The 25,976-nt window shown below is 60.9% G+C and carries 21 protein-coding genes and 1 pseudogene; 10 read left to right on the forward strand and 12 right to left on the reverse strand.

Features of this window, described 5'->3' with window-relative positions; all coding sequences use genetic code 11:
• The first annotated feature begins 171 nt into the window (after positions 1 to 171).
• Positions 172 to 1,062 (forward strand): DNA methyltransferase, encoded by an 891-nt coding sequence (locus A4R35_RS15750; protein ID WP_112430983.1) that lies wholly within the window; start codon positions 172 to 174, stop codon positions 1,060 to 1,062.
• A 129-nt stretch (positions 1,063 to 1,191) separates the two neighbouring features.
• Here the strand turns inward: A4R35_RS15750 and A4R35_RS15755 are convergent, their stop codons facing one another.
• Positions 1,192 to 3,270 carry a WD40 repeat domain-containing serine/threonine-protein kinase gene (locus A4R35_RS15755; RefSeq protein WP_112430985.1) on the reverse strand — a complete coding sequence of 693 codons (2,079 nt, stop codon included), beginning with the start codon at positions 3,268 to 3,270 and terminating at the stop codon, positions 1,192 to 1,194.
• Positions 3,271 to 3,483: 213 nt separating this feature from the next.
• Between A4R35_RS15755 and A4R35_RS15760 the strand changes: the two genes are divergently transcribed.
• The gene (locus tag A4R35_RS15760; RefSeq protein WP_112430987.1) at positions 3,484 to 4,095 is read left to right on the forward strand and encodes a class I SAM-dependent methyltransferase; all 612 of its coding nucleotides are present in this window, start codon (positions 3,484 to 3,486) and stop codon (positions 4,093 to 4,095) included.
• Here A4R35_RS15760 and A4R35_RS15765 read toward each other — a convergent pair.
• The gene (locus tag A4R35_RS15765) at positions 4,085 to 5,140 is read right to left on the reverse strand and encodes a WD40 repeat domain-containing protein (RefSeq protein WP_189361898.1); all 1,056 of its coding nucleotides are present in this window, start codon (positions 5,138 to 5,140) and stop codon (positions 4,085 to 4,087) included. The two genes, A4R35_RS15760 and A4R35_RS15765, sit on opposite strands and share 11 nt — an antisense overlap.
• Positions 5,141 to 5,235: 95 nt before the next feature.
• Here A4R35_RS15765 and A4R35_RS24340 point away from each other — a divergent pair, with 95 nt between their 5' ends.
• Entirely contained in the window at positions 5,236 to 5,418 is a 183-nt protein-coding gene (locus A4R35_RS24340) for a hypothetical protein (RefSeq protein WP_189361900.1), read from the forward strand.
• Between the two features lie 109 nt (positions 5,419 to 5,527).
• The gene (gene ruvB, locus A4R35_RS15770) at positions 5,528 to 6,649 is read left to right on the forward strand and encodes a Holliday junction branch migration DNA helicase RuvB (protein ID WP_112430991.1); all 1,122 of its coding nucleotides are present in this window, start codon (positions 5,528 to 5,530) and stop codon (positions 6,647 to 6,649) included.
• Between the two features lie 71 nt (positions 6,650 to 6,720).
• Here the strand turns inward: ruvB and recF are convergent, their stop codons facing one another.
• From recF to A4R35_RS25340, 5 genes and pseudogenes are all read right to left on the reverse strand, one after another.
• Positions 6,721 to 7,902, reverse strand: coding sequence for a DNA replication/repair protein RecF (gene recF, locus A4R35_RS15775; RefSeq protein WP_112430993.1), 1,182 nt, complete (start codon positions 7,900 to 7,902; stop codon positions 6,721 to 6,723).
• A 216-nt stretch (positions 7,903 to 8,118) separates the two neighbouring features.
• Positions 8,119 to 9,267, reverse strand: coding sequence for a DNA polymerase III subunit beta (gene dnaN / locus A4R35_RS15780; RefSeq protein ID WP_189361903.1), 1,149 nt, complete (start codon positions 9,265 to 9,267; stop codon positions 8,119 to 8,121).
• Between the two features lie 305 nt (positions 9,268 to 9,572).
• Positions 9,573 to 10,700 carry a CaiB/BaiF CoA transferase family protein gene (locus A4R35_RS15785; protein ID WP_112430997.1) on the reverse strand — a complete coding sequence of 376 codons (1,128 nt, stop codon included), beginning with the start codon at positions 10,698 to 10,700 and terminating at the stop codon, positions 9,573 to 9,575.
• Positions 10,701 to 10,949: 249 nt separating this feature from the next.
• Positions 10,950 to 11,711 carry a B12-binding domain-containing protein gene (locus tag A4R35_RS25335; protein WP_399358740.1) on the reverse strand — a complete coding sequence of 254 codons (762 nt, stop codon included), beginning with the start codon at positions 11,709 to 11,711 and terminating at the stop codon, positions 10,950 to 10,952.
• A 240-nt stretch (positions 11,712 to 11,951) separates the two neighbouring features.
• Positions 11,952 to 12,296: pseudogene (locus tag A4R35_RS25340) on the reverse strand (MerR family transcriptional regulator); the annotation flags it as partial.
• Positions 12,297 to 13,135: 839 nt separating this feature from the next.
• On the opposite strand from A4R35_RS25340, the gene rplU reads away from it, so the two are divergent.
• Both rplU and rpmA read left to right on the forward strand, forming a co-directional pair.
• Positions 13,136 to 13,660 carry a 50S ribosomal protein L21 gene (gene rplU / locus A4R35_RS15800; protein ID WP_112431003.1) on the forward strand — a complete coding sequence of 175 codons (525 nt, stop codon included), beginning with the start codon at positions 13,136 to 13,138 and terminating at the stop codon, positions 13,658 to 13,660.
• 26 nt (positions 13,661 to 13,686) lie between these two features.
• The gene (gene rpmA, locus A4R35_RS15805) at positions 13,687 to 14,007 is read left to right on the forward strand and encodes a 50S ribosomal protein L27 (RefSeq protein ID WP_112431005.1); all 321 of its coding nucleotides are present in this window, start codon (positions 13,687 to 13,689) and stop codon (positions 14,005 to 14,007) included.
• A 259-nt stretch (positions 14,008 to 14,266) separates the two neighbouring features.
• On the opposite strand, the gene A4R35_RS15810 is transcribed toward rpmA, so the two are convergent.
• Positions 14,267 to 15,748 (reverse strand): hypothetical protein, encoded by a 1,482-nt coding sequence (locus tag A4R35_RS15810; protein WP_189361907.1) that lies wholly within the window; start codon positions 15,746 to 15,748, stop codon positions 14,267 to 14,269.
• Between the two features lie 714 nt (positions 15,749 to 16,462).
• Here A4R35_RS15810 and purH point away from each other — a divergent pair.
• Positions 16,463 to 18,034, forward strand: coding sequence for a bifunctional phosphoribosylaminoimidazolecarboxamide formyltransferase/IMP cyclohydrolase (gene purH / locus A4R35_RS15815; protein ID WP_112431007.1), 1,572 nt, complete (start codon positions 16,463 to 16,465; stop codon positions 18,032 to 18,034).
• A 155-nt stretch (positions 18,035 to 18,189) separates the two neighbouring features.
• On the opposite strand, the gene A4R35_RS15820 is transcribed toward purH, so the two are convergent.
• From A4R35_RS15820 to A4R35_RS15835, 4 genes are all read right to left on the reverse strand, one after another.
• The gene (locus tag A4R35_RS15820; RefSeq protein WP_112431009.1) at positions 18,190 to 18,567 is read right to left on the reverse strand and encodes a hypothetical protein; all 378 of its coding nucleotides are present in this window, start codon (positions 18,565 to 18,567) and stop codon (positions 18,190 to 18,192) included.
• A gap of 210 nt (positions 18,568 to 18,777) precedes the next feature.
• The gene (locus A4R35_RS15825) at positions 18,778 to 19,725 is read right to left on the reverse strand and encodes a pseudouridine-5'-phosphate glycosidase (protein WP_112431011.1); all 948 of its coding nucleotides are present in this window, start codon (positions 19,723 to 19,725) and stop codon (positions 18,778 to 18,780) included.
• 84 nt (positions 19,726 to 19,809) lie between these two features.
• Complete coding sequence (locus tag A4R35_RS15830; RefSeq protein WP_112431013.1) at positions 19,810 to 21,024, reverse strand: M20 family metallopeptidase; 1,215 nt, start codon at positions 21,022 to 21,024, stop codon at positions 19,810 to 19,812.
• A 372-nt stretch (positions 21,025 to 21,396) separates the two neighbouring features.
• Positions 21,397 to 22,080 carry a sigma-70 RNA polymerase sigma factor region 4 domain-containing protein gene (locus A4R35_RS15835; RefSeq protein ID WP_112431015.1) on the reverse strand — a complete coding sequence of 228 codons (684 nt, stop codon included), beginning with the start codon at positions 22,078 to 22,080 and terminating at the stop codon, positions 21,397 to 21,399.
• Positions 22,081 to 22,671: 591 nt separating this feature from the next.
• Here A4R35_RS15835 and A4R35_RS15840 point away from each other — a divergent pair.
• From A4R35_RS15840 to A4R35_RS15845, 3 genes are all read left to right on the forward strand, one after another.
• Entirely contained in the window at positions 22,672 to 24,915 is a 2,244-nt protein-coding gene (locus A4R35_RS15840) for a MerR family transcriptional regulator (protein ID WP_112431017.1), read from the forward strand.
• Entirely contained in the window at positions 24,872 to 25,099 is a 228-nt protein-coding gene (locus A4R35_RS24735; protein ID WP_146747236.1) for a hypothetical protein, read from the forward strand. The genes A4R35_RS15840 and A4R35_RS24735 overlap by 44 nt, the downstream gene beginning before the upstream one ends.
• Positions 25,100 to 25,291: 192 nt before the next feature.
• On the forward strand, positions 25,292 to 25,945 hold the full coding sequence (locus A4R35_RS15845; RefSeq protein WP_112431019.1) for an ATP-binding protein: 654 nt from the start codon (positions 25,292 to 25,294) through the stop codon (positions 25,943 to 25,945).
• The last annotated feature ends 31 nt before the right edge of the window (positions 25,946 to 25,976 follow it).

Raw genomic sequence — 25,976 nt, forward strand, 5'->3', positions numbered from 1 at the left:
GTAGAATAATAGAGTAGGTAGATAGATCGATCCAGTTAGCCAAGGGCACTCCAATCGGACTGACGGCTCTTGGTCCCTGGTCCCTGGTCCACGTCTCTGTTGCAATTGCCAAACTCCACCCTGCCTGTCTCCAAGTGAGCGGGAGAGCGGGAAGGGAGGGACAGCCATCTCATGGAAGCCCAATCGAAGAAACTCATGATTAGTGGCCAGCGTACCTGCCACTGTGATCCCTCCCACCTCAACTGCCAGACGCCCAAAGAATGGATCAAATGCCAGTTGGGCGTCTGGCAGTTCTCCTACGAGAAACGCGACATTCGCGACAAGCAGAGGCATCCGGCGGCCTTCCCTATTGCCCTGGCGCGGCGCTGCATTGAACTCTTCACCCATCGCGGCGAGCTGGTGCTTGATCCCTTCATGGGGAGCGGCACCACCCTGATCGCTGCCCGCGACGTCGGGCGCAACGCTGTCGGCTTCGACATCCATCCTGACTACGTCGCCCTGGCGGAGGAACGGCTCAGTTGTGTGCCAGTGCCCGGCGATCCCCTGGCGGCCCAGGCTCGTCAGCTTGCCCTCCAGGATGATGCGCGCAACATTCCTTTGTATCTGGACCCCGAGAGCGTGGCCTGTATCGTCACCTCGCCACCCTACGCTAACCTGCTCAACCGTGCGCGTCTCAACAAAAGCCGACGCGGTCAGGCGCGTAAAAACGATCAGTACCATCGTGTTGAGCAGTACAGCCAGCTTCCTGAAGACCTGGGCACGCTAGAGCTGGGAGCCTACGCTGAGGCTATGCGTGAAATCTTTGCTGGGCTACTACCCCTGCTCAAGAAGCGTGCTCATTGCGTCGTCAACGTCACCGACATGTGGTGGGAGAACCAACGCATCACCATCCACCTGGCCGTGATCGAGGCCCTGCGCCTGGCCGGCTACGAGTTGCGCAACATCATCATCTGGGACCGTACGAATATTGTCAATCGTGTAGGGATCTTCGGCTGGCCCAGCAATTATATTACAATGGGTACCACCTTCGAGTATCTGCTCGACTTCTGGAAGCCCGAGTGAAAAGCGGTCAGCAAGTAGAAACGAAACGCCCATGTCTTCTCTGCCGCTGAAAGGGGCGGGAAGGACACGGGCGCTACTGAGAGTGAGCGGACAATTGGCCTTGGACGGGCGGCCCGGGTGCCTGGCTCATCAGGCTACCTGCCAGACGTGGATCTGGCCGTCGTCGCCGGCGGAGGCCAGGCGCGTGCTGTCGGGCGACCAGGCCACGACGTTGACGTCCTCGGGATGCTCGCTATAGGTCAGGAGGTGGTCGCCGCTGGTGGCGTCCCAGACCTGGACGGTCTTGTCTTCGCCGGCGGAGGCCAGGCGCGCCCCATCGGGTGACCAGGCCAGGGCGGTCACCTCATCGCTGTGATTGGTATAAGTCAGAATGTGATGCCCATTGGTGGCGTCCCAGACCTGGACGGTCTTATCTTCGCCGGCGGAGGCCAGGCGTGTGCTGTCAGGTGACCAGACCAGGGTAGTCACGCTATCGGAGTGGCCCTGATAGACGAAAATGACCTCCCAGGAGCTGATGTCATAGATGCGAACGGTCTTATCCAGGCTGGCGGAAGCGATGCGGCTCCCATCGGGTGACCAGGCCACGGCGCTCACCAGGCTCGTATGACCGCGCAAAGTCGCCACGCGCTTGCCCGTCATGGCCTCCCAGACGAGAGCCTGCTTGCTCAAACTGGCGGAGACGATCAGGCGACCATCGGGGGACCAGCTCAAGGAGATCACGGAATCCTGGTGGCCGCGGAAGGTCGTCACGCGGCGTCCACTGGCGGCCTCCCAGACGTGGGCCGTGTGGTCGTTGCTGCCTGAAGCAATGTAGGTGCCATCGGGCGACCAGGCGGCGGTGCGCACCGGCTCTTGATGGCCGCGGTAAGCGAAGATCTCCCGTCCTGTGGTGGCATCCCAGACCTGGAGAGTGTGATCGTAGCCGCCAGAGACCACCCGGCGCCCGTCAGGGGACCAGGCCAGAGCAAAGACGCGCTCGTTGTGCCCGCTGTAGGTATAGAGGCGCCTGCCAGGCATTGGTGTTGACGGAGACACCTCCAGGCGTGGAGTAATAGAAGAAGCGCCTGGCGCTGGCGTCGGCATCGAGATGATCTCGGGCGTGCCTGCGGCTCCAACGGGAGTCGCTGGCGAAGCGGGGGCGGGCGTCTCTGAGGAGGCCGCCGTCAACGAAGGCAGAGTTTGCGACTGATTAATGAGCTGGCTACTTGTCTGCATGGCGGCGATGCGCTGCAGCTCCTGCTTAATGGCCGCCATTGAGGCTGGGCGCTGCTGCTCATCGAGGCTCACCATCAGCATAATCAGCTTCTCCAGCTCGTACTCCAGCGGCTGTGTATACGAATGCATCGCCGTAAAACGGAAGGGGGACTGCGTAGGACTCTGGCCGGTCAGGAGATGGTGCAGGGTGGCGCCCAGGCTGTAGACATCGGAGCGCGGCGTCGTCTGGGCCTTGCCGTACTGTTCGGGGGCGGCGTAGCCCCACGAGGCGAAGGCACGGGTATCGCGTATCTGACCTGGCTTGAAGTGGCGCGCGATGCCAAAGTCAATCAGGTAGAGATGGCCCTCGGCGGTGCGCATCACATTGCTCGGCTTCAGATCGCGGAAAATGATGGGAGGCTGGCGGCTATGGAGGTAGCTGAGCACCGAGCTGAGCTGAATGCCGATATCCAGCACCTCGGCAATTGGCAGTCCGGGCGGGCCGTTTGGATGTTCCCGCTGCCAGCGCAGCAGATACTGCTCCAGCGACTCACCTTCGATGAAATCCATCACCAGATACCACTGCCCTTCTTCCGAGAAGTGGTCGTAGATGCGCGGCAGATTGGGATGCATCAGGTTCGCTAGCAGCAGGGCCTCCTGTTTGAAAGCCGCCGTTGCTTCCGCGATCTCTTCCGGGCCGAGACCGCTCTGGCTCATCTCTTTGATTGCCACAGTGCGGTCACCAAACTGAGTATCCTGGGCGCGATAGACGGCTCCCATGCCGCCCTTGCCGAGCAGGGCCACGATGCGGTAGCGCTGCCGCAGCAGATGATTGATCGGAAGCTTGCCGGTGCTGGTGCTCAAATCGGAAGCGGTTTCTCTCTCGTTCCCGGGTGTTGCAGAGAGAGGGCGCTCTGGCAAGGGCTGCCCACAGTGGAAGCAGAAGCGGGCCTGTGGGCGGTTTGCCTGGCCGCAGCGATCGCAATAGATGGGAGTAGCATCGTCGTTGTACATCCGTTACGTTACTCCGTTGAGAGAGGAGCCGGGCCGGCCAGGACGCAGACAGAGACTGGGGCCACGGTCTCCGGTCGTCGTTGCCTTGCTGTGCATGGCATTGCGTGCTTCAGTGCTCTACACGTTGGCTGAGGCGCGCAGGTTGCCGGTGTAGGAGAGTCGGCTCGCGCTCTCAGCTATAGTAACATTCTCTAAAGAAAGCTGTCAAACACCATGCAGAGTATTCATCATCCGCTTTTTGCCACCGTTTACGAGCGACTGAGCCGCGCCGGGGGTGAGTGGGAGAAGGCCCTGAGAAGGGAAATAGTAGGGATGGCACAGGGCCATGTACTGGAGGTAGGGGCTGGTACGGGGCTAAATTTCGCCTATTACGACCCTCAGCGGGTTGAGAGAGTCGAGGCTGTCGAACCGGACCCAGCCATGCTGCGCTATGCCCGGCGGCGCCAGCAGGAGGCCCCGGTGCCGGTTCTGCTCCATCAGGCGCGTGTAGAGCAGCTGCCCTTTGCCGACGCAACGTTCGATAGCGCGGTTGCCACGCTGGTCTTTTGCTCGGTTGAGGAGCCAGCGCGGGGCTTCGCCGAGATTAGGCGCGTGCTCAGGCCGGGAAGTCGCTTGCTCCTGGTGGAGCACGTACGCGCAGCCAGCCCCGTGACGGCACGGCTGCAAGACCTGCTGACGCCCCTGATGAGACGCTGTGCGGGCAACTGTCACTGGAATCGCCCCACGCTCACAACGCTCGCCGAGGCCGGGCTGCGCGTCGCCTCCAGGCGGGATGAGGGAGGCGGCTTGATGCCGCTGGTCGTTGTGCAGGCGATCAAGGAGTGAACCAGACTTGCACGGTCTGGTCGTCGCCCGCGGAGGCAATGCAGCTTCCGTCGGGCGACCAGGCCAGGGCGTTGACTTGATCGCTGTGACCCGTATAGGTAAAGGTGATCGAGCGGGCGGCCAGCTCCCAGAGGTGCACCTGGCCGTCGTCCCCGCCGGAGGCCAGAAAGCGCCCGTCAGGGGACCAGGCCAGGGTGTTGACCCAGCCGGGATGGGCCGCGTAACTGGCGACAGCCTCGCCCGTGGAGGCATTCCATAAATAGACCTGGCCGCCGAAGCCGCCGCAGGCCACATACTGGCCGTCGGGCGACCAGGCTAAGGCTCCCAAAGGAGTGTCATGCTGCCGGGGAGCAAAGAGCTGATGGCCGTTGCTCGCCTCCCAGACCTGAAGGGTGCCGTCCCAGGAGACGGAGGCGATAGACCGTCCCTCTGGCGACCAGGCCAGGGCCAGCACCTTATGGCTGTGACCGCCATAGGTGAAGATAATATCGCCGTCCTTCAAACTCCAAATTTCTACCAGGCCATCTTCGCTGCCGGAGGCCAGCTTCGCCCCCACCGGCGACCAGGCCAGCGCCAGAATGTAGCGCGCGTGGTCACGGCGCGAGAGCAGCCGCTCACCATCGGCGGCGTTCCATATCTGCATGGTCCGATCGTTACCACCTGTTGCCACATAGGCCCCATTGGGCGACCAGGCCAGAGTCAGGACCTGGCCCCGGTGACCAGTATAGGTAAAACGCTCACTGCCTGTGGCGGCCTCCCAGACCTGCACGGTGCCGTCCATGCTGGCAGAGGCGATACATGTCCCATCGGGCGACCAGTCCAGAGTACGCACCCAGTTGCGATGGTCGCGGTAAACATAAAGCGTCGTTCCAGGTGTGGGCACGGCCAGGACCCCCGTCGCTGCTTTTGCTGCTGTCGCTGTCGCTACACTATTGCCGCTGTGACCGCCAGCTGCGGCGGCTGCGTTCGCTCGGGCGAAGAGCCAGACTCGTGAAGGTGGGCGGGAAGGCTGAGCGACGGCGTAGCGGCTGGAGCGGTTGATCATCCTCGATCCTCTTCTTCCTTCCTTATCCTCTCGCTGGGTATTTCGTGGATCGATTGTAGGAGAGCAACGTACCGGTGTCAAGGTGCCTCGCTGGAATGGTACTTTTGCATGATCAGATGCTCTTCGCTCCCTTGCTCCCTGCCATTTCTCACTGCTCAGCTTGTCCCCAGCCCCCACTGACCATTGTCCTGCTGCGGGCGGCCCCATCAGCGCCAGCCTGGCGCTTTCTCCCTTGGGGCTTCCGCTGCTATAATGTAGGGAAAGAAAAGACAGGGTAGGGATACCTCAAGTCGAGGAGAAGCTTCCCCGGCTGAGATGAGGAGGAAGTGAGGCCGTCCCCGACCATTGCCTAATCAGATCAGGAGAGATCAGCAGCAGGAGAGAACTATGAGCGACCGGCTCGTCTCGCCGCGCGTGAGTCAGGAAGAGGAGATTATCGAGAGCAGCCTGCGCCCTCGCCGCTTATCCGAATATATCGGTCAGGAGCGAATTAAGGAGAATCTGGCGATTTTGTTGGAGGCGGCCCGGCGCAGGAATGAGCCTGTGGATCATGTCCTGTTATATGGGCCGCCTGGCCTGGGCAAGACCACGCTCTGCAACATTATTGCCGCCGAGATGGGGGTCAATCTGAAAACGACCTCGGGTCCGGCCATCGAGCATGCCGGCGATCTCGCCTCTATTCTGACCTCGCTGCAGGAGGGCGAGGTGCTCTTTATTGATGAGATTCATCGACTCTCGCGGGCCGTGGAGGAGCGCCTCTATTCGGCGATGGAGGACTTCGCCATCGATGTCGTCATTGGAAAGGGGCCGGGCGCACGCTCGCTGCGGATCTCTTTGCCTCCCTTCACAGTGGTCGGCGCGACGACGCGCGTTGGGGCCCTCTCTGCCCCGCTGCGCGATCGTTTCGGGGCCATCTATCGTCTGGAGTATTACAGTGTCGAGGCTCTCAAGCAGATTCTGCGCCGCTCGGCGCGCATCCTGCGCGTGCCCGCCGATGAAGATGGCATCGAAGAAATTGCCGCCCGGGCCCGGGGCACGCCGCGCATCGTGAATCGCTTGTTGCGGCGTGTGCGCGATTATGCTCAGGTCAAGGCCGACGGAGTCATCACGCGCGAGATCGCCCGCGCCGCCCTCGATGCCCTGGAGATCGACCACATTGGCCTGGACCTGACCGACCGCCATCTCTTGCTAACCATTATTCACAAATTCGATGGGGGACCTGTCGGCCTCGAGACGCTGGCGGCCAGCACGAGCGAGGACCCGGAAACTATCGAGGATGTCTACGAGCCGTACCTGCTCCAGCTCGGCTTTATTGCCCGTACCCCGCGTGGGCGAGTCGCCACCCGCCTGGCCTATGAGCACCTTGGCCTTAATCCTCCGGCAGCTGGCCTGGGTGGACGCTCTCCTGCTGCTCAGGGTCCTGCCGCCAGCGGTGGCCCCGAGCTGTGGACCGCCGGCGAGGCTCACGAGCGTTCTACGGCTTCCTCCGGTTCCGAGGGCGAGGACTGAGAAAAGGACGCACGTGAAGACCCGGGTAGCCCGGACTACCGCGGCTGTTCATCGTGGCCGAACTGGCAGCCTTACCAGGGATGAAGCTGACCGTTGACCACCTGGAACTTATAAGCTCGCTCCAGCACCTCTGGAGGAAAATGGCTCGCGTCGGTGGTAGTCAGCAGCACCTGCTCATGGTCGAGAATGGCCTGCAGGAGTTGCTCCCGCCGTCGCTGGTCTAGCTCGCTGAAGACATCGTCCAGCAATAGCACCGGCTCATCGCCGGTCGCGGCCCGCATATAGGCCAGCTCGGCGAACTTCGTCGCCAGGGCCACCGTGCGTTGCTGTCCGCGCGAGCCGTAGGTGATCACGCTCATCCCATTGACCAAAAACTCCAGATCGTCGCGGTGCGGCCCCAGCAAGCAGACCCCCTGTTGAATCTCCTTTTGGCGCACGGTGTGGAGCTGTCTCAGATAATGCTCCTGGGCCTCGGTGAGCGAGCGCTGCGGATGAGGGTGAAAGGAAGGACGATAGACAATCTGCAGCTGCTCGCGTCCCCCGCTCAATTGCTCCTGAAACGGTGCCGCCAGCTCGTTGAGAGCTGACAGCATACGCTCGCGCTCGAACATAATCATCGTCGCCAGCAGCGTCAGGCGCTCATCGAGGTAGTCCAGCAGGCGAGGATCTTCGTGGTAGTCGCGAATACGCTTGAGCAGAGCGGCACGCTGCATAATGATCTTCCGGTACTGCTGCAGCGCCTGGCAATAGCGGGGCCGCACCTGACATAGACTGCGGTCGATAAAGCGTCGGCGCTCGTCGGGCGAGCCATCGACCAGATGAAGATCGGCGGGTGCAAAGAGCACATTGGTCATGCTGCCGATGAGATCGAGCGTCCGACGTGGCACCTCGTTGATCTTGATGCGCTTGCGCTGCGTGCCGCCGGGCCAGTGAGGCGGGCGAGTGGCCTGCTCGCCGCTGCCCAGCAGTGGGGGCGTCGGGTCGAAAATGACGATTTCCACGTGCAACTCGCCGTCGCGCCGCCGGATGCGCGCATCGAGGCGGGCCAGATGATCGGGCGCATACCAGTTGACCACCTCGCGATCTGCCGAGGCATGGAACGAAGTACTGGTCGCGATCATCGAAACGGCTTCGAGCAAGTTCGTCTTGCCCTGAGCATTTTCTCCGCAGAAGAGAAAAAGGCCCGGCCCCAGCGACAGATCCAGCTGTCTATAGTTGCGAAAATCGGTCAGCGCGAGATGTACGAGGTGCATCGACGCTCCAGCTACCTACCTGTCTCCAATAAAAAGAGGTGCTGCCTTGCCGTGCGGCAGGCAGACGGACAATCCGGCTGGCCTGGCTGGCCCCGCTCCCCGGTACCGACGCCGCCTGGCCTCTGCTGAGCATGCTCGAAGAGCTGGCGGACGGGCGGGCGCCCTCACCCTGACCTGTCCGGGGTGAGACCCAAGCGGGGCGAGCAGGCCCGCCAATCAGCTGCGATTCGTGTGCATCGGCATAATAACATAGGTATACTCGGTGGCATCTACCGGACGCAGCACTCCGGGGCGCATCGGCGAAGTGACCTCCAGAGCCACCTCCGGTGCATCCAGGACATTGAGCACATCGACCAGATAATCCACATTGAAAATAATCTGGATCTCCTCGCCGTCAACGGCGGCATTGAGCGTACTGGTCGTATCACCCAAATCCTCAGCGGTCGCCTCAATCGTCACTGTGCCAGTCTCCGAGCCGGTGGCGCCTTGCGGCGAGATCTTCAGGCGCGTGATATTCGAACTATTGCGCGCGAAGAGAGCGGCGGCCTTCACACGCTCAGTCAGCGCCTTCGTTTCCAGCACCGCGCGCGTCTTATACTCCAGAGGGATAATGGCGCGATAGTTCGGGAAGGTCCCGTCGAGCAGACGAGAGACCAGATCGATCTGCTCCGTATGGAAGAGCACCTGGCGATGGTTGGGGGTGACGATCATCTCGACCGGGCCCTCGTTGGGCAAGATGCGCGCCAGCTCAGTCAACGTGCGAGCTGGAATCAAGATATCCTCGCGCGGCTCGGTCGCCCCTGGGAGCGGGGCTGTCCGTGTTGCCAGGCGGAAGGCATCGGCGGCCACAAAGGTCACCTTCTCTTCGCGGACCTGCACCAGCACGCCTGTAAAGACGGGACGCGACTCATCCTTCGCCGCGGCGAAGGCCACCTGGCTGATCATCTCCTTGAGCAGGGGAGCCTCCAACAGAATCGGCGGCTCGCCCCCCTCGGCGGTTGGAATCAGCGGAAACTCGGAGGGGTCCATGCCCTTGACGTTAGTATTGATGCCCAGACCCAGACACTGCAGATTGACCACGTGGGTATCCGGCTGGGCCGTCACCTGGACCGATCCCTGGGGCAAACTATTGACCAGCTCCGTGAAGAGGCGGGCCGGAACGGTCGTTGTTCCCTCCTCGTCGATCTGGGCCTCAACCCAGCAATTGATACCGATCTCCAGGTTGGTCGCCGCCAGCTTCAGCCGCCCCTGTTCTGCGCTCAACAGCACATTGGCCAGGATCGGCAGAGTGCTGCGGCTTGAGACGGCGTGGCTTACTACCGAGAGACCACGGCTCAAATCCTGCTGCTTACAAGTGAATTTCACGTTCTTCCTCCAGATACACCATTATGTCCTCGATTAGTATATCCTATGGGGTCGAGGGGGACAACTGTCAGACCCATTTGTCGCTACGCTGGCGACCTGGCGCGTTCCGCTCGGGGACGGGCCTGGCTCACATGTCAGACCGCTTTGTGAGGGGCCAGCGGAGAGAATCCAGCCCTCTCCTCTCCCCTACCATTCACTGTCTGCAATGGGTTCTGTTTTGATCATTCTCAGGGGCCAGCGAGGGAACGGATAGGGGGCGGCCTGGTGGCGCTCCCTGCGTTCATGGCTGCCGTATGCAGGGCAGATCAGACCTTATCATTATCCTCGCCGAGCAGAGGGGGCGCCTTATAGAGCCGGGCCGGGGTCTCTGAGAGGCGCAGTGGTGAGCCGACCAGCTTGATCGTACCCGCCGTTGGATGCTCGCACTCCCAGACAAAGCCGCGGGCCTGAATATGTGGATCGCTGAAGACTTCGCTTACCTTATTGATCGCTCCGCAGGGGATGCCGGCCTCGCGCAGCTCCTGCAGCCAGCTCTCGCTATCCTTCGTGAGCAGCAGCTCCTGCAATATCGGAATCAGCGCCTCACGGTTGCGTACGCGCTGAGGATTCGTAGCGAAGCGCGGGTCATCGGCCAGCTCCTCGCGACCGAGCAGGCGGCACAGCGAGCGGAAGAGGCGATCGTTGCCGCAGGTGATCACAATATAGCCATCGCGGGTGCGGAAGGCCTGGTAGGGCACGATATTGGGGTGTCCATTGCCATAGCGCTGGGCTTCCTCGCCTGAGATCAGGTGATTAGAGGCCACATTACCCAGCAGCGTAATCGTGGCTTCCAGCAGAGAGATATCGATATACTGCCCGCGACCTGTGCGATCGCGCACGCGCAAAGCCGTCAGAATAGCGATACAGGCGAAAGTGCCGGCAGTCAGGTCACCGACGGGTGTACCCACGCGCATCGGCTCTCCGTCGACCTCGCCGGTCACCGCCATGATGCCTGACTCAGCCTGAGCGACGAAGTCATAGCCGGCGCGCTGGGCATAAGGGCCAGTCTGGCCATAGCCGCTGATCGAGCAATAGATCAAGCCGGGATTGATCGCGCGCAGATCCTCATAGCCCAGACCGTAGCGGGCTAGCGTCCCAGGGCGGAAGTTCTCCACGAGAACGGTCGCCTTCTTAATCAGCTCTAAGAGGCGTTGACGGTCGTCTTCGCGCGTGAAATCCAGGGTAATGCTCAGCTTGTTGCGGTTGAGTCCCAAATAGTAGGCGCTTTCGCCGGCGATGTAGGGCGGACCAAACTGGCGTGTATCGTCGCCTTTGCCTGGCTGTTCGACTTTGATCACCGTGGCCCCGAGATCGCCGAGAATCATTGTGCAATAGGGGCCAGCCAAAACGCGCGAGAGATCGATGACGAGGACATCGGAGAGAGCTGCTTCCATAATCATTCTTCCCTTTCGCTTCAAGCCTGTCTAAGCTGTCCCGTTGCCTGTTGCCTGTATAGCGTGCGGCAGCATAGGAGGGCGCTGGCATAGCGGGAGCAGGCTCCTGCCTGGCCTGGCTGGCAACTATCCAGCCGGGTAGAGAGCAAGCGAGAGCGCGCCGCTGCTGGAGCGAAGGTCTGTGCCAGCCCGCGCCATCGCCATACAGACAGTTAAGCGGAAGGAGCAAGGGCCTGTCAAGTCATAGTGCTAGGGGGCAGGAGAGGATGGCGGTGAGATGGAAGGCAAGGCGCTGCCCGCGGAGCCTTGAACATCAGGGTCGGGATTGCTCTGCGGCTCGCGTGAGTGTGCGGGACCACTGGCCAGGTAATCCTGTAGCACCTGACGCAGCTCGTGAACGATCTGCTGAAGCGGGCCGCTCAGGTAGAGGCCACCGGGCACATGGTGGGCTAGCTCGCTGTGGTAGAGAAAAGCCTGACCCCCGAAAACCAGCAGCGGACGTGGCTCAGGTAGCTCCTGCAGACGGCGCGCCAGGTCGATCAGAGTCGCCACGTAGGCCGGCATGGTGACCGAGATGCAGAGCATGACCGGCTGCATCTCGCGTACCACTTCCAGCAGGCTGCTGGTCTCGATGCTCTGGCCGAGGTAGATCGTACGCATACCGGCGCGGCGCAGGAGCAAGGCGAGCATCAGCGGGGCCAGTTCGTGAGGTTCGCCGGGCGCGCAGCCGCAGATGATCAGCGGCCCACGATTCTCGTTCACCGAAATATAGAGGAGATTTATGAGGAAGCCACGCAGGAAATTACTGGCAAAATGCTCGATGGCCACGCTGAGCCGACCTGTCTCCCAGAGGTGACCGACCTGCCAGAGCACTGGCGTCACAACCTCGGCACAGACCTGCTCAACCGGATAGAGGGCCAGCAGCGAGGCTAGGAGACGCTGGGCCCGGATGTCATCCAGGCACTTAAAGGCATCGATCAGCTCCTCCTGTACTCTGCGAATATTGTACAAGGTGGACGGGAGACCGGCGGGGCGGTCGCTGATGGCAGCCGGGCTGGCGCTGCTCAGGGGCCGCGGCTCTGTCGTTGTTTGGGAACTGCCGCCTCCTTCGGGACAGGTTGGCGTTGCCAGAGGCAGGGCGACGTGAAAGGCCGGGCGTCGCTCGTCTGGGAACTCGGTGGCCATCTGCTGGAGCTGGCGCGCCTTCTGATATTCTTCCTCCAGGTGGCGCCAGAGGGCCACGGCCTGGCTGATGGCCATACCGCTGTCAACGCGCTCTTTCAGCCAGCGAATGAGGGCAATATCACGCTCAGAATAAAGACGGTAGGCGTTAGTAGCTCGCTCCGGCGAGAGAATGGCGTAGCGACTCTCCCAGGCCCGCAGCGTGGGCGCCGGCACTCCAGTCTGCTGAACGACGGCTTTGGTGTTGAAGAGGGGGCTGTCTGAATAGCGCTCCAGCTCGGGCCGTTCGATATGCCCGCTTTTTCTATCCATCACTGCAACGCGCTCCGATCTGGCCTGGCGAGCGGCTTGGCCGGGCGGTCGATGCCGCTGACTACCACAACTATAGCATATCATAGCACGAGCCGACCACATGTTTGGTCGGGTTGGCACCGGCCTACCATATGGCCTATAGGGTCTATCTCTAGAGAGTACTCCCTCCCAGCTCTGGCCTGTCAGGCAGAAGGAGCGAGCGGACTCATGCTTGACAAAGCGCTTGTGGGCTTGCTATCATGACAAAGCATCTAAAGTATCGCTCTCAGGTGTCGCGGTCTGACCCTGTAGGTGTCGCGCTGACCGCGCACTTCAAAGAAGCATCCGCTCCCGCCCAGGCGTGGGCGGCAAGACCGCCCGTGACGGCAGGGCGTGTCAGGTCAATCAGGCCAGGATTTGCCCCGCACCAGACAGTCTGTCTGATCTAAGGTCGCGGCTGGGATTAGCGTGCCTGGCCTGGTATAAGGAAAGAGACGCGCTCCTCTCCAGGCTCTAACTGAGACCTTACCAGATTGCGACTGGCCGTGTGCCATCTGTTCTGCCAGAAAGGCTTGCTCGCTGAGGGGCAGCTCACGGCTGCAGGCAGGCAGACAGGCAGATAGAGAGGCGGAACAGACTGAGGCTGCTCCTCGCGGGCAAGGGCGCGCCGCACCTTCTCTCTGGAGCAGCAAACGCCGCTTTACCGGCTCGGTGCTCTCCAGCGCTCGATCGACGATGGGGGCAAGCGAGCATCATTGTGCGCACGGCCCGGGAACTGTGCCGAAGGCCTCCACCCACGCCTTCGACGTATCCCGTTCGCAGACCTGCGTGCCTGCAGTGACTCGTCCTGGCCGGTGGCTCAGGGCAGGCAGCAAGACAGAGGAGCGATTGACGCCTGGAGAAGGTGATTGCCGCACAGCGTTGATGAGCGGAGGTAGAGGTAAAGGAGCCGAACAGAAGCGATGTTCGCAGTTATTAAAAGTGGTGGAAGACAATTCAAAGTTGAGGTCGGCGAGACCCTGGAGGTCAATCGCCTCCCCGTGCAGGAGGGCACCCAGATCCGCATTAGCGAGGTCCTGCTGCTCGCAGACGCTAATCGCACTGTGATCGGGCGTCCGCTTGTGGAAAACGCCAGCGTCCTGGCCACTGTCAGGCAGCATGCACGGGGTGATAAAATTGTCGTTTTCAAGTATAAGTCGAAGAAGCGCTATCGTCGTCGCCAGGGTCATCGCCAGGAGATTAGCATCCTGACCATCGATGACATCCTGCTCGACGGAGTGAGCCTCGTAACCGGCCAGACCCCCACGGCAGCTGAGCAGGGTACGCCACTGTCGGGGGCGGCTCTGCAACCCGCGGCTGAGGAGCAGGGAGCTGCCGCCGAGACTCCTGCTGGCGCCTCCGAGGAAGAGGGGCAGGCCAGGACTCGTCGCCGTCGTCGCGTACGGCCCCAGGAGGGTGAAGCTTCTCAAGCCTCAAGCGAAGAGTAGAGTAGAGATCGTGAGGTTTACCAGCTATGGCGCATAAAAAAGGTGTTGGTAGCTCGCGCAATGGTCGCGATAGCAAGGCGAAGCGCCTGGGTGTGAAGCGCTACGATGGTCAACTTGTATCCGCCGGGACCATTATCGTACGCCAGCGCGGTACGAAGATCAAGCCCGGCGATAATGTGGGTGTCGGGCGCGATTACACGCTGTTTGCGCTCATCGATGGATATGTGAAGTTTGGTCATGCCTCGCGCACTCAGCGCAAGGTGAGCGTCTATCCAACCTTCCCCGGGCGGCCCTCCGTTGAGGAGTTGGTGGCTCAGGCCCAGGCTCAGCTTGAGGCTGGGAGCTAGCTACCTTTCTCTGCCTGAGCGGGGAGCAAAAGATAGCGCAGCATCCCAACCGCTTGCACTGGCCAGCGCCGGCTTGGCGATCGCTATCCCGAGCGAGGGGCTGCCAGGGCAGGTCAGTACTCAGCAGACACAGAGAGAGCAGGTCAGATCAGTCGTCTGCCTGCTCTCTCTTTTTTGCTTTGGGGACCAGCCTATGACATCCATGCCATAGCCGGCCCGGCCACTATGCTCGCTGGTGGGTGGCCTGCCAGTGCCTCACTCACTGGCGAGTATTGGCCGGGCAGGTTACCACGATCTGATGTGTCCGCCGGTCGCTCATCAGGCTACAGGTCTGGCCGTTAAGGGTCGCTGTCCCGTTGCAGCCTACCACCAGCGTGCCATTGACGTTACAGTCGAGCGGGGTGTTAATGACCTCGCCGTTGATCGTGGCAGCGATGGCTACGCCCTGGGGCGTGCGCTGAACCTGCACGGGATCGGGGACATGCAGCAGCCTGGTACAATTGAGGCCATCAGCTTCGAAGGTTGTAATGAAGCGCTGTGCCAGGAAAGTAAAGAGTGAGTTAGCCGCCGCTGGATCGGGCGAAGGACGTGTTTTCGTGAGCGAGGCATCGACGAGCAGGCGTAGCGGAGCGATGGCCAGCAGGTTGGCGCAGTACAGGGTTGTGCTGGCAAAGACCTGATCGCGTACCTGGGGCTGGTCGACGCCAGCGCGGTAGGCGTTGAGCTTGGCAAGGTTGGGGTGGCCAGCAACGGTCACCATCGGGTCACCATTAGGAACCAGGGCGACTGGCGCCCGCTGCCAGACAGCGGCCTGTAACTCGTTGAGCGGCAGGGCAGTTGTCACCTGGCCTGGATCAGCCAGATCGGGGGCCATCCAGGGTGTGCAGCCCAGAGCGCCATCCAGCCCGAGCGCCAGCAGACGGTTATCACTGCCATTCACCTGGGGCTGGGCATGCTGTAGGACGGCGATGGCATGGCGTGTCATCTGAGCCGTGCGCCCATCCCTGGTAACCAGATAGGCCGTCGTCACATTATCGCTCTGGTCCTGGTCTACCAGCGCAAAATCACGCACGCTGGGGCAGGGGAGGCCGTCGCGTGCCCGTCCTAGTGGTGGCGGCTTCAACTTGCCAGCACGGATGGCCTGATTGGCGGCAGCAAAGAAAGCGGGTGCATTGCAATAGGCGAACTGGCCAAAGAGCGAGCCGCGGATGCCATTCACGCAGTGGCCTTCGGTCAGACTATTACCGCTGCTGCGCAGCGTCAAATTCTCGCCATTGAAGCCAAACCAAAGCGCCACAATACCCCCTGCGGGCAATTGCGGCACCACAGGGGCAAGCGCCGGCTTCTGACCCCGATCAACCACCAGGGGGTTGTAAATAGCGATTCGTCCCGTTGCTGGATCAATCACCGCTGCCTGGACAAAGGCCGCCTGATCAGGATTGGCCTCGTGGCAGGGACCGCGGGCCGGGTCAGTGGCCACGAGCTGATAGGGCGTGGCCAGACCGCGCGCCGTGAGCGGGTGAGATGGCACAATCAGCGTACAATCGGTATTGGCGGGCGCGGCGGCGTGCGAACCGGTGAGTCGTGGAACCAGGTAGAGGGCACTGCCCGTCAGGGCCAGAACCAGCGGCACCACGATCCCCACCAGCATCAGCGGAGAGAAACGTCGACGCCTTCGTCGGCGTTCGGACCCCAGGCCGGCTATCGCCGGCCTGACAGCCTCTTTGAGCAGTGACTTCATTGAATTTCAGACCCCCTTGAGAGCGCCAGTCCGCTGGCGTGCTGACTGGTACCCCCTTGCATCCTGCTGAAATGCGGTGAAAGAATCCTGTATCGAATAATGCATGTTGATCAATGCGATCTGGATGAGATAATACCCTGAGCCTCTGCCGATGTTGATACTTCGGCCAGAAGCTGGCAGGAAAGTACCATCAGGCGGTTAAGATGGCGAGCGCGAGCAGAGAAGCGGCAGTATGCCGAAAAGAGGCAGGGCCAGACTCCAGCCTTTGGCGGAGGGCTGGATGCTAGTCGAGAGGTCTCCCCTTTTTGCTATACTATGCATTGAAATTTCTGCTCATCCGGCCAGCGGACCAGTCAGGTGGCGGGCTGTTCTGCCTTCCTGATGCACTGGCAGTCAGGAAGCTCCTTCAGAGGAGTAGGGAAGGCTTTGCAGGCGAAATGGTACTGTGGCAGCTTTCTCGTCTTGCAAGTATAAGTGAAGAAGAAAAGGCAGAGCAGACAGAGAGAGGAAGGATCGTCTTCCTCCCGGCAGGAGGCGCAGGTCGGAGCGCTGGCCCCGCCGAGAGCGGGTGTCGTGGCGGCCACTCAGCTCGTGAGGCCATGTGAGCGCGGGCGGGGCAGGTACGAAGGCGAGCAAATATGCTTTGCTTGCTCAGCAACAAATGTGGAAAGTGGCTCTACTCGCAGCCCAGCCAAGCGAAAGGAACGAAACAGCATGCGAGCAATCATCAGCGTAGCCAATCGCGAGCATCTAGACGAGCTAGGCCATGCCCTGGCAGAGCGCCAGGTGACCATTTTTGCCACTGGAGGAACCGCGGCGGCTCTGGAGAGCGCTGGCGTAGCGGTTCAACCGGTCAGCAGTCTCATCCAGTTCCCCGAGATCCTGGGGGGGCGTGTCAAAACGCTGCACCCCCACATTTACGGGGGCATCCTGGCGCGGCGCTCTGATCCGGCCCACATGCGTGAGCTAGAAGCACATGGCATTGGCCCCATCGACCTGGTGGCTGTCAATCTCTATCCTTTCATCGAAACTGTTGCCCGTGAAGACGTGAGCCTGGAAGAAGCCCAGGAGCAGATCGACATTGGAGGCGTGGCCCTCATTCGCGCCGCCGCCAAGAATTTTCAGGATGTCCTCGTCCTGGTGCGTCCCCAGGACTACGAGCCTGTCCTGCAGGAATGGCAGGAGCGCGGCGAGGTCAGCCAGGAGACGCGGCGACGGCTGGCCGCCATCGCCTTCCAGTATACGGCCAGCTATGATACCGCTATCGCCGAATATTTGCGCAGCCAGGACACCGACTACTTTCCTGAAGAGCTTACCCTGCCGTTGCAGCGCATTCAGACCTTGCGCTACGGCGAGAATCCCCACCAACGCGCCGCCTTCTATCGCTGGGGAGGACTCTCGACCGTCAAGGACTATCGACCGGCGGTTGCCACTGCCGAAGTGCTGCACGGCAAAGAGCTTTCTTTCAACAACCTGTTGGATCTTGACGCGGCCCTGGCCGCCGCTGGCAGTTTCGTCGCGCCCACAGTAGCCATCATCAAGCATACCAACCCCTGTGGTCTGGCCTGTGGCGATACCCTGCTTGAAGCCTATCGCAAGGCCCACGCCGGCGACCCGGTCTCGGCCTATGGCGGTATCATCGGCTGCAACCGGCCCGTAGAGGCTGACGTGGCTCAAGAAATTCACCAGCTCTTCTATGAGGCAGTCATTGCGCCCGACTTCACGCCCGAGGCCCTGGCCATCCTCCGCCAGAAAAAGAACATTCGCCTGCTTGCCACGCATGCCCCTATTGATCCCTCGACCCTCAACGCCCAGATCTTCAAATCCGGGCGCTTTGACATCCGCAGCGTCAGCGGCGGCCTCCTCCTGCAGACAGCCGACTTCATTGGCGAGCACGAACTGGAATATCGCGTTGTCACCGAGCGCAAACCAACGCTGGAAGAAATGACCGACCTCATGTTCGCCTGGAAGGTCGTACGCCATGTCAAATCGAACGCCATCGTTCTGGCGCATAAGCTGGCGGTCGTGGGCGTTGGGGCTGGCCAGATGAACCGCGTCACCAGCGTGCAGCTGGCTGTCGAGAAAGCGGGAGAGCGTGCTCGCGGGGCTGTTCTGGCTTCAGACGCTTTCTTCCCCTTTGCTGACGGTGTCGAAGCTGCCGCCAAGGCCGGGGTGACGGCCATCATCCAACCTGGCGGCTCCATTCGTGACGAGGACTCTATCCGTGTCGCCAACCAGCACGCCATCGCCATGATCTTCACCGGCAGGCGACACTTCCGTCACTAAGCAAGCGGGTACTATCCTCTCTCCAGCTGCCAGGAGATCTTCTTTCCGAAGCTCCAAAACACGAGAGCAGCCGCTCCCCACTTTCGAGGAGCGGCTGCCAGGTATCTGCAGCATAATAAAGGTAGGTACGGTCCCGACCGACAACAGCGAGACTCTCAAATCAGCTCATCGCAGAAGAAGTAGACCCAAAGAATCGCCACAGCGAGGCCACCGATCAGCGTAAAGAAGCCGACGGCACCCGCCGCTGTATTGTTCGGGTCCTTGAAGGGATAGAAAATGATCAGGGCAAGCCAGACCAGTGTCAGGACAACCGTCAGGCTCAGCTTCGTAATAATCGGCGGGGACGGGTAGAAAATATGATAGAGCACCAGCACCAGCAGACCGATGATCGCTGCCAGCAGGAGCAGGTTAATCATCACCCCGCCGCCGAAGTCGAAGACCAGCGTCGGCTTTATGAAAAGAAAGCAGCAGATCCAGAGGATCGTCAGAATAATGCTGCCGATGACTTTGCCCTTTGGTGCAACAGAAATCACGTGACAAAGCTCCTTTCGCGGAGTACCCAGGGGGTCCGCGGCGAGGTCAAGTATCAGGCCCCGACCTGCCACGCGAACAGCGTCGTTGCCCGGGATCTCAAGGCACGTCTCCTTTCTGGCACGTGCTTTCCGACTTCCTATTGTAGTCCTTAGCCGACGAGAAATCAACAGGAACCGACCTCTGGTGGCCGACCTGCCATCCAGACAGACTCAGGACCGCCCACTGACGGCGCAGTAAGCGCGCGCAATGCGAGCAGCCACACGAGCATTATTGAGCAGTAGCGCGCAATTAGCCCGCAGGCTAGCGCCTCCCGTGGTCTCAGCAATCTGGCCCAGCAAGAAAGGCGTCAGGGCGGCCCCGCTAATGCCCTGGGCCTCTGCCCTGGCCAGCGCCGCCGTGATAGCCGCCTCCACCTGCTCGGCGGGCAGGGCTGCCTCCGCCGGCACCGGCGAGCACACGAGCAAACCAGCCAGGCCACATTCCCAATGTGTGCGGGCAATAGTGGCCGCCTGCACCTCATCGTCGACGCGCTGCTGCAAGCGCAGACCACTGCGCGGCGTATAGAAAGCTGGAAACTCATCCGTTTGCCAGCCGAGGACTGGCACCCCTTGCGTCTCCAAATACTCCAACGTACGGGGCAGGTCCAGAATAGCCTTGGCCCCGGCGCAGACCACCAGCACCGGCGTTCGACTCAGCTCCATCAGATCGGCGGAGATATCCAGCGTACTCTCACCTCCACGATGCACGCCTCCGATACCGCCAGTGGCAAAGAAGCGGATACCGGCCAGATGGGCGCAGAGCATCGTCCCGGAGACCGTCGTCGCCCCCAGCCGCCGACTCGCCAGCGCAAAAGCCAGATCGCGTCGACTCACCTTCAGCACATCCTGAGCCGTTGCCAGCTCCTCAAGGGCCGCTCTGTCAAGGCCGACCATAATTCGACCGGCGCGGATCGCAATTGTCGCCGGCACGGCTCCCTCCTCACGAACGGCCTCCTCCATAGCCAGGGCTGTCTCTATGTTGGTGGGATATGGCAGACCGTGAGCAATGACCGTGGATTCCAGAGCCACCAGCGGGCGGCCCTCGGCCAAGGCGTCGCGCACCGTGGGCGCAAGCAATAGATAACGATCAGCAGCAGCTGCTGCTGCAGAGAAAGGCATGCTCTCCCTCACCTCAACTAGCTAAGCTAACATGGGCGGGTGCCGCGCTCAGCAATCCTGGGGCGGATAGAGACGTTCTCTCGCTCAGGAGCTGGCGGGTGTCTCCTCGCCCCCTACCGGGTTTGGAGCCTGGAGCGCCAGTTGACGGATCAAGCCCGCCAACAAGGCCCCACGCAGCACCAGCGAAGGAACGCGCAAAAATTCCTCGCGCAACACATGCATTTTCCCTCCCACTGGTCCGAGGCTATCCAGAGTTGGAAGGCCGGTCTGCATCAAGAGATTGGCATCCGAGACCCCCCCCTTGGCCTCAGCCACCAGCTCCAGGCCGAGAGCCTGTGCCTCCAGACGTGCCACTGCCACCAAAGCCCGCACCTGGGGAGTTGCCTGGTAAGGAAGGCGGCCTCGAGTGCGTGTCAGGTAAGCTCGTGTGCCAGGCACACTGGAGCAAGCGGCGATCTGCTCCAGGGCCTCGGCGGCGGCCTCCAGTCCCTCTTGAGTATAGGCCCGCACCGAAATCCAGCAACGGGCCATCTCGGGCACCACATTGAGCAGCTCACTGCTACCGAGCCGCGTCACATTAAAGGTCACCCCTGGTAGAAGCGTATGCAGGTGATCGATTGCCACAATCTTATGGGCCAGCTCAATGACCGCCGAGCGGCCCCGATGTGGCTCAGCTCCCGAATGGGCTGCCTGGCCACTGATCTCCAGCAGATAGCGGTCAGCGCCTTTGCGTGCCTCCGTAATGATCTCTGGCGAGCGTGTAGGCTCCAGCACCAGGCCGACGTCAGCCTGGCGGGCCAGCTCCCGAAGGAGCGGAGCGCTCGATGGCGATCCCATCTCCTCATCGCCGTTGAAGACCAGGCAGATCTCCCCGAAGTCCGCAAAGTGCGACTCCAGCAGAGCGCGCAGGCTATAGAGAGCCATGATGACGCCCGACTTCATATCAATCACGCCGGGACCGAAAGCCAGCTCGCCATCACGGCGGAAAGGGCAGGCCAGCGCGGAGCCTGGAGCATAGACAGTATCGACATGGCCCACCAGCAGGAAGCGCCTACCCTCGCCGGGGCGGCTTCCGCGGAGGCGGGCCACCAGATGAGGTCCATACTGGCCACCATCGTGAAGAGTCACCGAGCAACCGAGCGCTTCCAACCAGGAGCGGAGGTAGCCCATAATGCGTGTGACCCCCTCGACCTGGCCAGTACCCGAATCGATATTGACCAGCAGGGCCAGCCGCTGCAGCATCTCCTCCTCGTAGTGCTGCAGGGTCGTGAGGTAGGCTTGCGAGAATGTAACTGACATAGTACCTGTTCAAGTGAACCAGGGCCAGAGACGAGAACCGAACTGGCCACAGCGAGAGAGAATAGCGCGAGAGGCGCCGCGCAGTTGCTCTTATTGTATCGTCCACAGCGGAGCGGCTGCAAGCCAGGTTAGTCAGATCGAGCGGGAAAAAGGAGTTGGCGGGCGGGCACCGGTTGCCAAGGAGAGCGTCGCGCCGAGATGAGGGCGTCGATATGAGCCACGAGTGCGAGGGGGTAGGGAAGAGAAAAGAGAGCGAGGAGATCTTACCTGGGCCGGGTCCAGACGGGCCTGTTCCTGGAGAAGGGCAAGGATACAGACAGCCAGGCCAAAGCAAGAACAACCAGTCAAGGCAGGTGGAGGCGCTGTACCAGCTTAAGCGGCCTGAGCGCGCAGCTGGCCCTGAACAATGCGAGCGAGGCGCTTATAGGCCAGACTCAGCAGAGAAGCATGGCGTCCGCGCTCCGCCGGGTCGGCGGGCAACTCGCGCTGATACTGCCGCAGATCGATGCCGACCTCCAGAAAGGCACGCTGGAGCGCCGTGGGCTGCGGACCAAAATGCATGCGGTTGGCCAGGTCCATGAGAAGAGCGGTGCGCTGCTTCTCAGGAAAGTTGACAATCTCGTGCGCCAGGAAAGAGAACAGCCATTCCTCGAAGACATGATCGAGGACAGCCTCGAACTGATCGGGGCCGGAGGGGAGTGAACTGGCGCGCTGAGCGGCGTAATCTCGCTGTATAATATAGATGAGGCAATGGTCGCGGCGCCAGAGATCGCGGAAACAATTGTAGGCCACGATCAGGCCCAGGTGCTCTAGCGAATCGATAGGTGCCACCTCTCCTCGTTCAGCTCGTCGTGCGTAGTTCAGCAGGCGCATCATTGTCTCCTGGACGATGTCGGTCACGATCTCATCGCGTTGCCTTGACCAGGAAGAGAGAGAGGAAGAGTGGACCCAGTGAGCCACTCTGGGGCGCAGGATGCAATAGAGCTGTTCCCAGGGCATGTCGCTGCCAGGGGCCTCGGGAGAGCTGCGGCAGGAAGAAACCGAACGCAGAGTCATAAGCGCTTCCTTTCGCCTCTGACCAGCAGAGGTTAGTCTACGCACAAGAATCGCGAAGAGGGCCTCCGGGCAAAGCGAGCGAGCGAGCGAGCCGCTCTGGAGCAAGCCGAAGCGAGCCAGGCGAGTGCGCCGCGGTGACCCGGAGGCGCTGAGCACCTTCCCCTCTTGATCCCTGCCACGCCAGCGAGCTATCGCTCCCTGAACCAGGAGAAGGAGCTGAATATAAAGAAATCTGGGAAAGGCTAAAGATAATCTTAGTATGCATCAGTAGTATACAGCAGAAAACTTCTTTCTGTCAAGAGGAGTCTTCCTTAAAAGTCATAAAAGTTGACATAGAGCTAAGGTTTCGTTATAATAGAGACATGGGAGCATAGGGACGGTAGAATGTTTGTCATTGTTACGACGTTTGCAGCACTTGCGCAGCGCATTGTAGGTGGAGAGGGTGCGGGGTGGTTGCCCTCGCGCGTATCCCGTTGTCAGTTCAAGCGTGTGCGAGCGGGCGTATCTGCTCTTCTGCTTGCTTGCTAGCTCGCTTGCCGCTGTTGGAGAAGGAAGGACGCTTTGCCTGGTGAACCAGGAGAGGAGGACAGGATGGATGATCGCGTGCTCCAGAGCATTCGCAAGCATCTGCAGCAGCCAGAGACCTGGGAGAGGATTCGGGGCTATCTGCAGCTCGTCAGCGAGAAGTTGACGGTGACGATCGGTGAGGCTGCCCAGCTCTTCGATTTTACGGAAAACCAGCTGCGCGATTGGGAAGAGCGAGGTCTGCTTCGTCCTCTGCGCTCTCGCCCGAATACTGGTCAGCGGCGCTATCCACCCACCGAATTGGAGAAGCTGGCGATCATTCGCGATCTGATCAATGCTGGTTACCCACCTGGAGCTATTCCCCTCAATATTGCGGAACTCTGGCATTCGCTCGGGCCTGCCAGCTTCAATGGAGGAGGCAATGCCGGGGCTGGCGTTGGTGGCCAGGCGGCTACTGCCTCTTTGCCGCTTGATCGGCGCGTGGCTCAGACGGACAGCGCCCTCCTCTGGCGCTATTTTGCCAGTCAGGCTCTTCATCATGCTTTGTTGTTACTCTGTGAGGATCTCTCTCGCAGCCATGCGGCGATTCTTTTGCCACGTCGCGCTCCCGACGATGGCCGACTCGGGCAACCGCGCCTGCCCGAGGAGCTGGCCCGACTGGGCGAGTCACTGATCGGCTGGCTCAGTCATGGTCGCTCCCTTCACCTCTTTCTTGAGGCTGCCCCCGCCTTCGAGTATCCCAGCGATTTCCGCGTTCAGCCCCTGCTAGCCGAGGGAGAAAGCTGGCCCGCCGATCCTACCTTGCTTGTCGTTCCTCGCCAGATGCACTCGTTGAACCTGCAGCGCCCGGTTGTCCATCTTGTGCGCCGCCTGCTAGCCCCGCTCTATGCCTGTGCCGCTCAATGGACAACCTATTTCGCTCCTGATCTGCGCAACTGGCTCTATCCCGCGCGCGCCTTTCCCAGGGGCATAGATCCCTCCGATACCGTGCTCAATGGCCTGATGGATCTGATCATTGCTTTGGGAGGCCAGACGCCCGCGGGTGATGATCGCTGGCATTGTTGTTGCCTGATGATGCCTGAAGATCCAGCGGCCCCTCCAGGACAACAGGTCCTGATGGTAATGGCCTGCAGCCGCAATTCGCCCCATCGGGCAGGCCAATCGCGTATCTTCCCCAATGAAAGCCATGTTTATTTCCGCGCGCTGCGCTGCCCCTATCTCCTCTATCGCCCTCACCTGGCAATCCGCGACAGCGCGGGCCTCTCGCAATGGCCTGAGCGCTTTAGCGGTGCTGGCTCGGCAGTGGCCATCCCCATTGGCTGTCAATCTGGGCCTGCTCTCGGAGTCCTCTATGTCTTCGCGATTACTCAGGAGGCCTTTTCTGAGGATGATCTGCGCTTGCTGCGCCTCATGGGCTTGATCGTGGAAGACCTGCTCTTGCTCTATCGGGCCAGACTCGAGGCCATGCAAGGTCTGGAGCAGCTGGTGAAGGCGCCCGAGGTCGTGAATGACTCCTTTATCAACTTCCTCTCTGAGAATGAGTTTATCCGTGATCTGGAGATCTTGCTGGCACACTTGCAGCAAGAGAGTGCTCTGGCTGGAGATGGGGCCGTGAGGGCCGGAGCGGAAGCGAATCATGAGCGACAGGAAGAACACTTGTCTGCTGCTGTCTCGAAGGGTTCTCCCTCCGCAGTGGACCCTGGAGCCGCGGAGTTGCTCTATCTCTTTCCGCTACGCGAGGCGGGCGAATTGGAGACCCTTTCGATTATTGCCCTCGATATTGACAACCAGAGCCAGATAGTCCGTCGCTATGGGGAGCTGGCGCTGCGCAATCTGACTCAGGCCATCGGCCAGCGCATTCAGCGGCAGCTCGTCGATTGCCGCCTCTACCATATCTATGGTGGACGCTTTTATCTGCTCCTCAAGAATATTTCTTTAGAACGGGCGCGGCAGATCGCGCAAACCCTTCGCCAGGCCCTGCGGCGTCCCTATCGGGTCGAACTTCTGCAACAGTCGGTCTGGCAGTTGGAGCCGCCCGAGACCAGCGTGGAGCTGCCAGATGTGAGCGTGCGTCTCGGGGTGACGCTCTATCTGCGGGCGAAGCTGATCGAGCTGCTCCAGCGCTATGCCGCTGCTCCAACCTCGACCCTGGCTGAGGTGCGCAGCCTGATTGTCGGCGACCTTGATCAGGCCCTCAATCTGGGTCAGGAGGAGGGCGGCGATTGCGTGATCAGCTGGGACCCCCAGGCTGAGGACCGTGGCCCCCATGTTCGACGCTTTATCCGGCTGGCGTCCCCCAACGGCTTGTGACCTGCCTGCCAGGCTCCTCTGTCTGACGGGCGGGCCACGCTGCCCATTCATCCAGGCTCGCCCGTCAGTTCCTTTGCGCGCTCTCTCTCTGGCCGTCCCGCGCGAGCATGGCCTGCAGTCCTCCCTCTCCCCTGTCGTCTATCCATCCCTCTTCTACAACGAATTTTTTGGCTTCCCGCTCTGATAACGGTACCGCAAGCGCTTCCTGCGGCGATTGACGGCGAAAAGTTCTCCCCCTGAGACGTTATACTCATGTGAAAGTGCTATTTAAAGGCAAAGGCTGTAACACAAGAAGCCCGTGCTTGATCCTTCACTTCGTTATACAAGACGACTGTGGAGGGGGCGCGGGAACCCGTGAGGTTGGAAAGGAGTTGGTATGATGGCGCTCAAAGTATTGCTCCTCGGAAGACCGGGCAGCGGCAAGACGACAGCCGCTCACTATTTTCTCCAACGTGCTGCCGTGGCCGGTCTGCGGGCCACGCATGTCGACGACTATGATCTGCTGGAAGAGAAATGCCAGGCCGACGCAGAGCAGCGTCGCTTTCGGCCATTGATCGTGAATGGTCGCTACTGTGGCTTCGATGTGCTGGACTTCGGCGTCATGGATGAGGTGCTGCTTGAGGCTGAGGCCCGCGTTGAGCAGCATCTTGCCCGCTATCCTGACAACGGTCTGGCCATGCTCGAATTCGCGCGCGACGATTACCTCCATGCCCTCCACCTGTTCAGCCCCCGCTTTCTGCGCGATGCCCGGCTGCTCTACTTTCGCATCGATGTGGAGACGGCCATTCAGCGCGTGCGCCAGCGCTACTGCCAGACTGGTTGTCAGCTTGTCTCGGAGCAGATTCTCCGCAGCTATTACCGCGATGATGGCTTCGTCGACCAGCTCTCTCTGATTAAAAAGGATTTTTCCTTGAATCAGACTATAGAAATTTGTGACAATAACGAAACTTTGCAACTATTTTTACAGCGCCTGGATCGCTTCTTTGAGCTGCTCTTGAGGCAAGAGGCCAAGGCCGGTCTGATCTGCTAATGCTCAATCCTGCGTCGCGCTCCTGGCGGCT

This window comes from Thermogemmatispora tikiterensis (genome assembly GCF_003268475.1).
GTDB lineage: Bacteria > Chloroflexota > Ktedonobacteria > Ktedonobacterales > Ktedonobacteraceae > Thermogemmatispora > Thermogemmatispora tikiterensis.